This window comes from Klebsiella oxytoca (assembly GCF_009707385.1).
GTDB lineage: Bacteria > Pseudomonadota > Gammaproteobacteria > Enterobacterales > Enterobacteriaceae > Klebsiella > Klebsiella oxytoca_C.
Genome location: NZ_CP046115.1, coordinates 3486850 through 3499655, shown reverse-complemented (window position 1 = coordinate 3499655; position 12806 = coordinate 3486850). Strand labels below are relative to the sequence as shown.

The 12806-nt window shown below is 52.2% G+C and carries 12 protein-coding genes; 3 read left to right on the top strand and 9 right to left on the bottom strand.

The features are described 5' to 3' along the window. Positions 1 to 5: 5 nt before the first annotated feature. Positions 6 to 1916, top strand: a complete 1911-nt coding sequence (locus GJ746_RS16355; RefSeq protein WP_154681136.1) for a putative bifunctional diguanylate cyclase/phosphodiesterase — start codon at positions 6 to 8, stop codon at positions 1914 to 1916. 136 nt (positions 1917 to 2052) lie between these two features. On the opposite strand, the gene GJ746_RS16350 is transcribed toward GJ746_RS16355, so the two are convergent. The 9 genes from GJ746_RS16350 to GJ746_RS16310 all read right to left on the bottom strand — a co-directional run bounded on the left by GJ746_RS16350 (position 2053) and on the right by GJ746_RS16310 (position 10650). Then, the gene (locus GJ746_RS16350; RefSeq protein WP_154681135.1) at positions 2053 to 3522 is read right to left on the bottom strand and encodes an EAL domain-containing protein; all 1470 of its coding nucleotides are present in this window, start codon (positions 3520 to 3522) and stop codon (positions 2053 to 2055) included. Beyond that, entirely contained in the window at positions 3515 to 4420 is a 906-nt protein-coding gene (locus GJ746_RS16345; protein ID WP_154681134.1) for a fimbrial protein, read from the bottom strand. The genes GJ746_RS16350 and GJ746_RS16345 overlap by 8 nt, the downstream gene beginning before the upstream one ends. A gap of 17 nt (positions 4421 to 4437) precedes the next feature. Continuing rightward, positions 4438 to 4941 carry a fimbrial protein gene (locus GJ746_RS16340; protein ID WP_154681133.1) on the bottom strand — a complete coding sequence of 168 codons (504 nt, stop codon included), beginning with the start codon at positions 4939 to 4941 and terminating at the stop codon, positions 4438 to 4440. Between the two features lie 12 nt (positions 4942 to 4953). Then, complete coding sequence (locus GJ746_RS16335; RefSeq protein ID WP_195908872.1) at positions 4954 to 5481, bottom strand: fimbrial protein; 528 nt, start codon at positions 5479 to 5481, stop codon at positions 4954 to 4956. Between the two features lie 13 nt (positions 5482 to 5494). Beyond that, positions 5495 to 8122 (bottom strand): fimbrial biogenesis usher protein, encoded by a 2628-nt coding sequence (locus tag GJ746_RS16330; protein ID WP_154681132.1) that lies wholly within the window; start codon positions 8120 to 8122, stop codon positions 5495 to 5497. 73 nt (positions 8123 to 8195) lie between these two features. Continuing rightward, the gene (locus GJ746_RS16325; RefSeq protein WP_195908871.1) at positions 8196 to 8888 is read right to left on the bottom strand and encodes a fimbria/pilus periplasmic chaperone; all 693 of its coding nucleotides are present in this window, start codon (positions 8886 to 8888) and stop codon (positions 8196 to 8198) included. 67 nt (positions 8889 to 8955) lie between these two features. Beyond that, the gene (locus GJ746_RS16320) at positions 8956 to 9495 is read right to left on the bottom strand and encodes a fimbrial protein (protein WP_154681130.1); all 540 of its coding nucleotides are present in this window, start codon (positions 9493 to 9495) and stop codon (positions 8956 to 8958) included. A 72-nt stretch (positions 9496 to 9567) separates the two neighbouring features. Next, entirely contained in the window at positions 9568 to 10110 is a 543-nt protein-coding gene (gene fimA / locus GJ746_RS16315) for a type 1 fimbrial major subunit FimA (RefSeq protein WP_154681129.1), read from the bottom strand. A 39-nt stretch (positions 10111 to 10149) separates the two neighbouring features. Next, entirely contained in the window at positions 10150 to 10650 is a 501-nt protein-coding gene (locus GJ746_RS16310) for a helix-turn-helix transcriptional regulator (RefSeq protein WP_154681128.1), read from the bottom strand. A 766-nt stretch (positions 10651 to 11416) separates the two neighbouring features. Between GJ746_RS16310 and GJ746_RS16305 the strand changes: the two genes are divergently transcribed. Together GJ746_RS16305 and GJ746_RS16300 are read left to right on the top strand one after the other, a co-directional pair. Further along, positions 11417 to 12232 carry a winged helix-turn-helix domain-containing protein gene (locus tag GJ746_RS16305; RefSeq protein ID WP_154681127.1) on the top strand — a complete coding sequence of 272 codons (816 nt, stop codon included), beginning with the start codon at positions 11417 to 11419 and terminating at the stop codon, positions 12230 to 12232. Continuing rightward, positions 12216 to 12701 carry a hypothetical protein gene (locus GJ746_RS16300; RefSeq protein WP_154681126.1) on the top strand — a complete coding sequence of 162 codons (486 nt, stop codon included), beginning with the start codon at positions 12216 to 12218 and terminating at the stop codon, positions 12699 to 12701. The genes GJ746_RS16305 and GJ746_RS16300 overlap by 17 nt, the downstream gene beginning before the upstream one ends. Positions 12702 to 12806 lie beyond the last annotated feature (105 nt).

Here is a 12806-nt window from a genome sequence, read left to right as displayed (position 1 = left end):
TGATCTTGAATCGAATACTCACTGCCATTATTTTGTCGCTCTTCATTGTCACCGGATACATTACCTATCTGGTACACGAGCGGCAAAGTGAGCTGCAAAAATTAACGCGTTATACCGATTCGTGGTCCGTTTCCCAGATAGTCTCTGAGTACATGCGTCTTGAGGCGCGCCTAAGTGCGATGGGGCTGGGGGTCAAGGGGAGCGACCACGACGAGGTGCGTCTGCGCCTGGAAATTATGATGAGCCAGATTGCCTTGCTACAGCAGGGTGATTTGGGAAAGTTTATCAGTAAAGATCCTCACCGGAAGGCGGTAGTTGACCACCTGATTCGTCTCCTGGACCAGCTGGATAAGCGGCTGGACAAGATGACAATACCGCAGCTAAAGCTGATGCTGCAGGAGATGAGCCTCCTGGACGGGCCGTTGACCTCAATTGCGTCAACGTCTCTGGCCCGGGATATTGATATTGTTAATCTGACCCACGATAAAATACAGAACCTGTATTACATCTATTCCGCTATTTCGATTCTGCTGATTGTTCTTTGTATCACGCTGGGTCTGTTGATGCTGAAGCAGAATAATACCCTGCGCCGCGCCCACGTGCGGATGAAATTATTGGCTAACGATCTGCAGGTTTCTAAAGAAAAGCTCCAGGTGCAGAACCGTCGGCTGCAGTACGATGCCTATCATGATTCGCTGACGGGCATGCCTAATCGGCTCTCTTTCTGGCAGCGTCTGCAGGAGGTTGTAAACCTGGTGCGGCCCTATAACGGATCGGCGGTGGTAATGCTGTTTGACCTGGATAATTTCAAGGATGTGAACGATACCCAGGGTCACGATGCCGGAGATAAGCTGCTGCAGGAGTTGGCCAGCCGGCTTTCGTTTTTTCGTAAAACGTCAGAGACGTTGTACCGGCTGGGAGGCGACGAGTTTGCTCTCGTCTCACAGGATTTAAGCGAAGAGATGGCGCTGGAGCGAGCGAACGTTATCCGTGAAAAGATCAGCCAGCCGTATCAGATCTATGATTCGCTCATCCAGATCGGCGCCTGTATCGGGATTGTTATCTCGGATGGGGAAAGCCGCACCGATTATTTGTATAAATGCGCCGATCTGGCGCTGTATGAAGCAAAAAAAGAGGGTTCCGGCAACGTCCAGATTTTTCGTCCGGGTATGCTTCAGCGGCAGCAGGAAAATAAATCGTTTGAAGACGATCTGATTCAGGCGCTCAACAGGGGCGAGTTCAGAGTTTATTACCAGCCGATAGCCGATACTATGAACGGTGAAATCTACGGCTACGAAGCGCTGGTGCGCTGGTTTCATCCGATACGCGGCAGCGTTCCGCCAACTGAATTTATCCCGGTGGCGGAAAAAATTGGCCTGATTAATCAGTTGGGCGAGTGGGTATTAAGAACCGCCTGTGAAGCGGCCGCTGGCTGGTCATCCCCGCTTAAGGTGTCGGTTAACGTATCTCCTGTTCAGCTGATAAACAGTTCGCTGACCGATACCGTGGTGTCAATACTCAGAAGCACCGGGCTCGATCCGCATCGCCTGGATCTGGAGATAACCGAGTCAGATGTCTTTAACGAAAATACCCGCTCTTTAGAGATCCTCAGCCAGCTGCGCGAACTTGGCGTGCAGATCTCGATTGATGATTTTGGCACCGGCTACTCTTCGCTATCGCGCCTGAGCTACTTCCCGTTTGATAAGATAAAAATCGATCGTTCTTTTGTGATTAATATTCCTGGCCAGAAAGATGACCTTGATATCGTGCGGTTGATTATCAGTATGGGCAAAAGTTTGCATATGCGTATTGTGGCCGAAGGGGTCGAAACCGAAGAGCAGCTGAAGTCGTTACGCAAGCTAGGCTGTGATCTGGTGCAGGGCTATTTAATCGGTAAGCCGGGGCCGCTTAATTAAGCACATAATAAGAGACAGGCTTTCTTTTATACGGGTGATTTTAGGTTATCTGCAATCACCCGTATTTATTGGGTATAAACCGGGAAAGACTCAGCAGGCGCAAAATAATATCCTTATCGCTGGATATCGGTCGATGCTATACCGCGATATCGGCTTGATATCCTACAGCGCATGAAAGCTGCAAAATAAGCTCCGTTAAGTCATCTCTGTCTACCGGCGAAGAGATATAGCTTCCCTGAAAATGGTTGAGCCCCAGCGCTTTCAATCTGTTGAATCTGTCCAGGCTGTCGACGCCCTCGGCGATACAGCGGCTCCCGGTGAGCTGAGCGTAATAGATCAGGCTCTTAATCAGTACCAGCGCATGCGGGTCGCGCTGCATATCATTGACGATGCTTTTATCCAGCTTGTAGGCGTTAAAACGGCACGCGCGCGCCGGAAACGTTATGCTGCTTTGTGAAAAACAGCCATCAAGCATGATCCGAAAGCCGCGCTTTTGCAGCCTGGCGATATTGTCGGCTATTTTTCCGTGACCGCTGAAGTCGATGTTTTCGGCAAATTCCAGTACCAGCCTCTGCGACATTTGTGGCCGACGTAGCTGCTGGCGAGCGGTTTCCATCATACGGAGCAGGTTTTCATTGCTGGCGATAGCGGCCGGGATATTTACCGAGAAATAGAACTCGCCTCGATACTGGTTGATATTCTGCACGGCTTGCTGAAGCACAAAAGCGGTCAGTACCAGCCAGGCGTATTCCGCGCGAATTTGCGGTAAAAACTCGTCGGGTAGCAGAATGCAGCCGTTTCTGTTCCAGCGGGGGAGAACCTCAATCCCACGTAGCTGTAGATGTTCATTGGTAATGGGCTGAAAAGTCGGATAAAGCCGTCGGCTGTGGATAGCATGGACCAGCTCACGCTCAAAAGAGGAAAGGGCGGCGCCAGGATCGCTTTTCTGTTCTCTTATCTGACTGCCGGGAAAACCGGGAGCCATTCGAGGATGGTGTTCCACCATTTTTTTCAATCCTGCGGTTCTTTGGTTATAGAGCGTCTTATGACTGATGCCGCGGCGTTTTGCCTGCGCGCTGGCGCTATATCCGCACAGTAGACCGAGGATAGCGGTCAGTTCCGGTTTCGTCAGTCCGGCAGGGCGCTTTCCGACAACCCGCGTCTCTTCCTCTGCCAGTTCTTCAAGCGAAGGATATCCGTCAAGGATTGAGTCACGAAGCAGCGTGCCCAGGCAAGGGACCGGAAGATCGGATGCCGCGGCCTTTACTGCAGAAAGCAGGTGTCTGTCGACGACCTGATGCTGCAGGGTATGCCACAGCCAGCTGGCCGGGCTGCGGCTGAGGATCAGCATCGGCAGAGGTGTTGCTGAACGTTCCAGCAGCATCGCCGCCTGTTTGAGGGTCTCGAGTAGCCAGGCTGGAGACTCGGGTAAAAATACCACTACGCGCCGCGCGCCGGCTGGAACTTCCTGCTGCGTGAAAGGCAGCATGATGGGCCTGGCTCCCTCTTCTTCTATTATTTGCGCCAGTCCCGCAGCGGCAAGTGAACAAGGTGACAGGATGTAGTCCACCTGCGCTTTATGGTTGGTGAGGATGGGGTTATTCATAAACAAAGGTCACCCCGATGATGGATTGCACGTTGCCTGCCGTCACCTGTCCGCTGGTGCGCGCATAGTTGGCGGTTAATCCCAGGCTGACCGCTGAGCTGCCTACTGACCCTAGCGACACCAGGCTATTGGTGGGAACAATGCTATTGTTACGCGTTAGCTGAATACCAATTCCTTTTGCCGGTGAGGCCGTTGCCGTATTGGTAAAGATCGAATTGCCAGCGTCTTCCGTGGTGCCAGAGAGGTAATAGCCCAGCTTCTGGCTTTGGGCGCAGTAAACCGTTAGCGGAATGGCGGCGGAAGCTGGATATTCCGGCAGCGTCACCGTGACGTTGCGGGCTGAAACATCGCAGCCGCCGGTTGGCACGACAACGTCGTTGTTGGCATAAATGTTCCACACGAACTGAAAGTCATCGTTATCTATGTTGTTTGTCTGGCGCAGGATCAGCACGGCGATTAACGAACCGGCGGAAATGGCGACCCCGCCAGCGCTACTGATGGGGGTCAAGTAGAGGACGGTAGGCCAGGGTCTGTCGATAATGGAATTATACGTCATCCGCGCCGTTTCGCTGGTGGTGGGAAACGGGTAGCTGGCGCCGTTGTACCTGACGGTGCCGGAAAAGCTCGACAGCACGCCGCCATATGCCGAACCGCGCTGTAACGTCACGTAGTCAATCATGGTTTCCGGAAAATCGTTATGGCAAAAAATCTGCGTCGAGAGATCGACGACCAGGTTCTGTCCGACGCTGACCGCCGGGGCGAGATTCACGTAAACGTTCGCCGAGCCGCCGCCGATAGGGATTGTGACCCCGGAGGCGGTTCTGCAGGCGAATGACCAGGCGTTGAGCGACCAGCCAGCCAGCAGCAGCGCGATCAGCAGGGTTAGCATTTTTTTCATTACTCTGTTCTCCAGGCTCAGGCGTAGGTGTAGGTGATGTTTATCACCGCCAGAATCGTTCCCTGGGTGGCACCGCCGTTAACCGTCAGCGCCCTGACCCGTAGCGGAAAGCTGACGGCCTGGGTGGTGTCATCAACCTGTACTTCTTTTTTGGCGCCGTTGTTCAGCGTGGTACCGTTGGTATCCTGCAGCTCCAGCTGGATATTTCCGGCGGTACCCTGGTTTCTGTAGTAACCGGTGGCATCCGCCGTACCGCTGAAGGTGGCGGTAACCCGTGATGTGCCGATCGGACAGTTGCTCAGGTTGAGCACCACGCTGTGCCAGGATGAAGAAGATCCGGCTGATATCAGGTTAAAGGTGTAGAGATCGCCTAGCTCGACGGTGGCATTGGGGGTGGAAACGGTACAGGGTTTGGCGACCACTTTTCCGTTAACGGTAATGGTGACGTCGGCGGCCTGCAGCGTCGGGGAGGACGCCGCCAGTATTGCAGCCAGCAGCCATCCGGCATGGGTCGATTTCATCAGCGCCTCCGGTTACTGAAATTCAAGCGTGAACGTTGCGGTTGCATTAACGAGCCCGGCGGTAACCGGTACCTGAGTGGCCATCAGACGGGCATAAAAGTTCAGCGTATTGGTCTGGCTGGGGGTCAGCGTCGTCCAGGAAATGGCCGGTGATGCAGCATTAAGCGGCAGCATCCTCTGCTGCGCGTCAAGGATCTGCACGCCCATGCCCGCCGCAGCTGACGGACCGCCGTCAAGTTTTAACAGGTCGGTATTGACGCTATCGGCAATACCAACGAATCCCACCTTCACCGCGGTGACCGCGCTGCCGCAGGGGGAAAGCACGATGCGAAAGGGCACTAGAGGAGTGGTAGCACCAACCGCATGGAACTGCTTTGCGGCGTTGTTCATCAGGTCGACGGTAAACTCTTTCGATTCGCCCGCAACGGCACAGGCGTTATCCCGAACGTAGCCGTTGATGGTGATGGTACTGTCTGCCGCGTAAGCATCGGTGACCGCCAGAGAAAGAAGGGCGCTTAGCAGATACAGGTTTTTTTTCATCATCATGGTTTCCTTATCGGCACTCGGCTGACAGCTGGCTTAGCGTCTGGTTCTGACTTTCCGGCGGCAGGCTGTAGTTAGCTTCGCAGCTGGCATTCGGTTCTTCTCCCCATTTCGCACGCACCTTGCCCGCCAACGGCATTCCGCTCAGGTAGACCTGACCGTTATCGGCGACGATGCTGCTGCCCTGGCTGCCGTCGGAGGTAACCAGCGCGCCGAAGGGAACCGGCTTACCGTTATAGATAAGCGACATCAGCAGCTTAAGCCCGATGTGAGCTTTAAATTCGGCGCGGACAATCGCTCCGCGGGTTGGCACCACGCTGGCTACCGCATCGTCAAGGTCGACGTTATCGGCCAGCGTATTGGTATTCAGTGCTATCCGGTTTTCCCGGTATTCGGTGGCATAGGGCAGTACGGCGTAGCCGCGCCAGTCGGTCCTGACCCCGGTCTGGTTTTCCACTTTTACATTGTCCGCACCGGAGGCTTTGATTAGCACCGTCGTTTCGTTCAGCGGCTGGCTCAGGGTGATACCGTCGGCGTGGGCCAGCACGCCGCCGCTCAGGCCGTAGTAAAGCTGTTTGATGCCGTCGCTGCGGCTGTAGCCGACGTTGGCGTTGCCGTAGCCACCGCGGTAGTTCAGCGCCGCGTATCCGGTGCCGCCGCTGTTGCCATCTCCGCCGCCGGCGTAGCCGGTCTGTACGCTGTAGCTCAGGTTGTTATCCTCCAGCAGCGTGCCGTACAGGCCGGCAAGGCTGGTGGTTCTGCCGTTCAGATCGTTGGACATGCTGTAGCTGGCGCTGGCGTGTCGCCAGGCGGAGGTGCTGTCCGAGCGCATCCAGTGGCTGAATGGAATATTCACGTTGAGAGCCAGCATCTGGTCGCGGCCCTGCTGCCAGGCGTTTTGGGTCAGGCTGTAGCTCAGGGTCCAGTTGATATCGTCGACGGCGGCGTTCAGTCCGAGCTGTACCTGTCGATCGGCCTTACCGGTCCCCCAGTAGGTCTGGTGGCTGCCGCTCAGATAAAGCGTGGCGGTGCGGCCTAACTGCTGGGTCACGCTGGCCTGGATTTTGCCGCGCTTGTTGTAAGCGAGGTTGTAGTAGTCGGTGAATTTAGGCTTCACTTCAATCACCCCGTCCTGGGTTTCGACGTTGTAACCGCTCATCCGGTTGTAAGTGGTATCGGCGAAGCTGAAATAGCCGCGGGTCGAGTAGCGGTAGCCCACCAGCTGGATATTGGTGCCGGTATCGGTCAGCGATTTGTTGTAGAGGAAACGTACCGATTGACCCTGATGATCGCTGTCATCGGGAAGGGTGGCGTTGGCCTGGGTGATGTCCAGCGACAGCGCGCCCAGTTCACCCATGTTTTTCCCGACGCCGAGGTTAAAGGCGCGGTAGCGGTCCGCCAGCTGGGTGCCGCCGTACAGCGTCCAGCCCGCCGGAAGACCGTGCATCAGGGTACCCTGGAAGAACTTCGGCTTTTCCTGCTGATTGCTACCGCTACGATACTCCCCGGCGGTAACGGCATAGCGGGTATGGCCTTCGCGCTGGAGCACCGGAACGGACGAATAAGGGACGGTAAAGACCTGGCTGCTGCCGTCGGCCTCCTTGATGGTCACCTGCAGGTCGCCACCGTTGCCCGCGGAGTAGAGATCGTTGATGGTGAACGGGCCAGGCGGCACCGTGCTCTGGTAGATCTCATAGCCGTTCTGTTTCACCGAGACCTGCGCCGTGCCGCGGGCAATGCCGTGAATAACCGGGGCAAACCCTTTCTGGCTGTCCGGCAGCATATTGTCGTCGGAGGCGAGCTGCGCGCCGCGGAAGTTGAGGCCGTCGAAGACATCGCCGTTGGTATAGCTGTCGCCCAGCGTCAGGCGCGAGCGCAGCGGAGTGATATCACGCTCCAGCCAGCTGTTAACGTGCTGCCACTTATTTTCACTGGTCGACGATCTGCCGTTGCTGCTGTAGCTCCAGGTGGTATTGTCGCGCAGGCGCCAGGCGCCGAGGTTCAGCCCGCTCTGCAGGTTCAGATACGCGTAGTTGCTGCTGCCGCTGACATCGTTGTGGACGTTGTTGCCGGTGAAGTTATAGTTCAGCAGCCCGGCGTTAATCCCGTGGTCCCAGAGCTCGGGCGGGATGTAGCCGCGGGCGCGGTTGCCCATAAACGTCTGGGGAATGGTCAAATAAAGCCGCTGCAGGCCGACGTCGAAACGGATGGTGGCCTCTTTGATCATCTCAGTTAACGGTACGCAGGTGTCCACGGCCAGCACGTCAATTCCGGCGATTGCAGTGGTATTGACGCCCATGCTGGCCAGCTGTCCGCGCGTCAGACACGGGGCCAGCCCGTGGCCTTTTTCGTCGATATTAAAGGTGACATCGCGGGTGGTCATATAGCCGTCATTCAGGTAGATATCCGCGCGATAGGTTCCTGGCGGCAGCTCCTGGCCTTTTTCAAAACTGGACAGATCCGCCACCGCAGCAGGGTCGTCGGCTAAAAAACGCGGATTAAAATAGATCTCCGCCTGTGTGTTAAAAATCGGAGAGGCAAATAAAAAGGCAAGGGGGAGCTTCGCGAATACGTGCGCCGATCCAGTCGCCATGCGCCGGGTATCCAAACGGTCAAGTCCATATTTTAGATGTGACATAGTCCCTCCGGTACAAAATCGCCCGGCAATCAATATTTTTTAGTTCAGGGGGAGAGCGCTGCTCCCCGTTCATTTATTGCATTACGCCTTTCAATCGCGGGGTCAGTGCGCCGTAGTCGTTAATGGTTCGGTAGGTAATCTCGCTGCCTGCGTCGGATGGCAGTGAGACTCTGGCTTCCCCTAGCGGAGGAACGAGGGCATTTTCCAGTATCCGGGTTCCGGCATTGAGCTCGGTGACCGTCAGATAGTACGGAGTGGGGTTGATCAGCGTCAGTGAGCCGGCGCTGCGGCGGAATCTCAGTTTCTCTGCGGCCTGATCCGGCGGCAGCGCCAGTTTTGCCGGGCGATAGTAGAGCTTGATGCGGCTGATAATCGCCAGCTGCAGGGTATTGTCGCTGAGCTTTGATTTATCCATCGACGGGATAGCCTTGACGTTCATCCAGAACAGGCTTTCCCGGTCCTGCGGCAGCTGGTTGTTGGTCGCATCAATGATGCGCAGGGTGTTCTCTTTTTTGCCCTGCATCGCGAACAGCGGGGGAGTAATCACAAAACTTCCGTCTTTTGCGCCGTCAGCGTTTTCCACCCATGACTGGATCAGAAAGGTGCTCTTTTCGTCGTTATTGGTGACCGCCAGCTGAACCTGCTTCTGTCCGGCAGGATAGATGACGCGGGTCGCCCCCAGCGCCACGCCTGCTTCGGCGGGAGCGGCCAGACCGGTGGCCGCAGTCAGGATAAATCCTGCCAGTAGAGCGCGCATCCCGCGCATGGTACCCAGTGTATTTTTCATATTTACCTCTGTTTTACTCACTGTCATTTCCTGTTCCCGGTACTGACTACTGGTAGGTCAGGGAAAACCAGGCCTGAGCATTTGCAGCCCCTCCGGTGACCTGATTCCCGGTGGAACGATATTTCGCAATAAAATGCAGGGTGGTAGGGCCCGTATGCAGCTGCGTCCAGGTCCCTGGAGGCGCATTGAGCGGGATAAAGCTGCCCGTTTTGTCAAACAGGGCGACACCAATACCGGTGGCAATCCCTGGTCCTTCACCCACCGAAAGCACATCCGGATTTTTGCCATCGGCGACGCCGTGAAACGCCACGCCAACGTGCTGGCTCACGGCGGTGCTGCACTCCTGCAGGTGAATGGTGAAAGGAACCGGATTGGCATCCTCTCCTGCAGAATGAAATCGATTGCTGCTGATTTGCCCCATATTGACCGTCATCTGGCGATCGCCGACTTCAACGCGACAGGACTCGGCAATGACTATTCCCTGGAAACGCATGTTTCCGCCGGGCAGCATGACGTCCCAACTGCCGCCAGCCAGCGCCAGCGGCGGCAACAGAAATATCAACAAACCTGACTTCATCCTTTGCATCGTTATCACCCTCGGTCTTATTCGGATAACGGGCCATCCTGGCCCGACGCGCTTCCCTGCAAGATGAAGAAATTACTCGTACTGAACTTTAAAGGTGGCGTCAGCGTTAGCGGCACCGGCTGTCGCTATGCCGGTCGCGAAGTAACGCGCCTGGAACGGGATGACGTTGGTACCGTTACTTAACGTGGTCTGCGCGCTGAAGGTTGCGCCATCCACGGTCAGCGGAGTACCGGTACGATCGAGGATCTGCACGCCGACGTTGGTCGCGCCGCCTGCAGCGGAGTTCTGCAGAGCCAGTACCGTTGGGTTGGTGCTATTAATTGCCGTGCCGGCAAACGCGATGGCCGCTTTTTCAGAAACCGTGATGTCACAGTCATTCAGCTGGATGTTAAAACCAACTGCCGAGCTGGTGCTGCCCGCGGTGGCGAGTTTCGCTGTACGCACCTGGCCTAACTGAACGGTCTGATCGAGAGAGCCTGCGTCAACCGCGCAGGCGGCGTTAACCACTTCCCCTTTAAAATGTACCGTCCCGCCGTTCACCGTAACGGTATCGGCCAGAGCCGCAGCTGAGCTCAGGGACAGTGCTGAAATAACGACGAGTGCCAATTTGTTCATTATAGATCTCCTTTTAAAAAATCATCCTGAAGCGATGCTTCATTTTAAAAAACATTTATTATTAAAAAATAATTTTTGAAACGTAATCCTGTTTTTACAACCTAGTTTATTCATCAGGTTGCGGCGGTGCGTATAAACAGTTTTAAGTTTCACGCCAAACTCTTGTGCTATTTCTTGATTGCTTTCCCCTCTGCTTAACATACTCAATATCTGCTTTTCGCGCAGGCTTAGACGGAATTTTGTATGATAGTTTCCCGATAGTTCTTTCTTTAAGAAGAAGTTCAGGATGCTCCTGGTATTACTTTTTTTATCGAGTACCGTTATTTTGTCAAATAATTCTGATTTATAGAAAGCGATATCGCTGGATGCAAAGGCGACAATATTCTTATTCGAAGGGTAAATCCATTCGGCGCCAGATAAATCGTTGGAATCCAAATCTATAATCAAAAAGAAATTGTCAATAAACTCTTCTCCAAGCAGTTCGATCAGGCCCAGAGTAAAGTATTTATCCTTAGATAAAATATTAGTTGATAGATTCATATCTGAACGCAATCTCATCCTTGGGTTGACCTTTAACTCATCGTTATTAAAACCATTCAGCGAATTAAGAGTAATCTATCATTGCCTGATGTGCGGAGGCATTCGTCAGGTGCTCTAAAAGACTTAACTTCCACCTGGAGATATTTGAATGGTTTTTTATTTTATTAAATTGTTATTTAATTGGTGTTTTATCCTTTAATTGAATAAATTATCAGGTTTTTATATATGCAAAATGATAGGGGGTGGTTATCATTTTGCTATAAAACAATAGGCGCACTCTTTGTATTGGAATTTTCTTAGGGAATATTCCTTGCGAGATACCTTTGTTTTTATCTTCAGAGCATTAGATTCACTCTTTTACTGTTCTTAAATATCCTTACAAAGGTGCCTTTGCAATACTGTTTTGAAGATCTTTAGCAATCTGTTTTGTAAGTGCTGAATACGGTTGCAAATGTTTGTTCTGTTTTTCAACTGATTGTGCAAGGTGACTGTTCTACCTTGCTGTTTAACTCTCCGCTGTTAACGCCGCTGCCCATGAGCCAACTGCGTAAATCGGCATACTATTTGTTGCTCCATGTTGTCTCCTGTGTCGTCGAGAATAATAATACCACTTAGCACCTTGTTAGTTATATGTATTTTGTTTTTTCAAAATTTAGATGTTATAATCTTATTTACAAGAAAAATATAAATATTTTCAGCATAAAATGCTGGTTAAAGGGGTTGTTGCGGATAGTGTCCATCGGAGTATTACTTGAAAGGCTAGTTTATGATCTACAAAATTCAAGGGACAATCCATTTCAGGAGTGATGATGGCCTGATTTGGCTCGACGAGGAGTCTGCCGTTACGCTGACGGCTACCACAAGCCGCCTGCTCAAATTCCTTTTAGACCATAGGGAACATGTGGTCTACAGAAATGAGATACTGGAAAAAGTCTGGGATGCCCATGGACTCCGGACTTCCAGTCATAGTCTTAATAAGTATATTTCAGACCTGAGGGCTACTTTCAGGAATATGGGATGCATGGAGGAGATTATCGTTACCGTGCCGCGAGTCGGTTTCATGATATCTTCAGGCATTGCCATAGAGAGAGTGGATTATTCTGCCCGTGAGGCTGGTCATGAGAGCGATACGCAAGAAAGCGTTTTAAGCAGCAGTATAAATGAGGAGACGCAAAAATCCGCAACGGGAATGGTTAAAAAGGTCGGTTATGCACTGTTTGCGTTGTGCGCGTTGACTCTGGTTTCATTCGGCATTCACTCTGATTTATATCGGTCTGTCTTTGGTAGCGAACAGGATGAAATCTATTATCTGGGGAGCATTGGTTCTTGCCCGGTAAGAACTTTTTACGCCATCCCAAATGAACAAAAGCAAAAGATGATGGACCTGGCCCGGGAAATTATCGATAAACAAAGGATGAGTTGCTTAGGAAACAGCATTTTTTATTTTAATTTTTCAGATTCAGTCTTGAAGGCTCATGAAGGGAGAAGTTTTTTGGCCCATTGTATATATTCAAAAGTCAAGAAAGATGATTTCTATTCATGCGAGAACTACTATAGGCCAGATTATGAAATTACTCAGTAAATTTAGTCTGAAGGACTTTTATCTTCTGCTCTGTATTCTGGTTGTTATTTTTGTTTTCTGGTGGCAGCATGATTATTTCCATCACAAAAGTGATTTTGACTGTTCCGCGAAGCTGACGGTTGAATCTGCTACGTTTGGTTTTGACGCGAAATTTAATACTTTTTTACTTATGCGCAGAAATAACACGGGATATTTCGATGTGTCCGGAAAGGTGATGGTTGATGATGTTAAGTACAACGTAGAAAGATCGTACCATTTCAACTATGAAAAGAAGGCTAACAACATTTATCACCTGACCAATACCATCGTTTCGAAAAGAAAGGCCGACAACATGATAGAGGGTGTGATGCAAAAGGTCTTTTTTAGTCCCAACCCTGATTCTGGACGCTATATCAAGATCCAAAAAATGAAAAACGCCTGGATTGTACAAAGCCTGTATTCGCCTTCATTTGTCTGCGTAACTAACTGATGTTTATGATTCAGAGCACTTGTGTATGCCGCGGAAATAATCCTTTGAAATATAGCCAGGCTGGCAGCCATTCTGAGCTGATGTTTTTGAAGTGACAGAGAGATG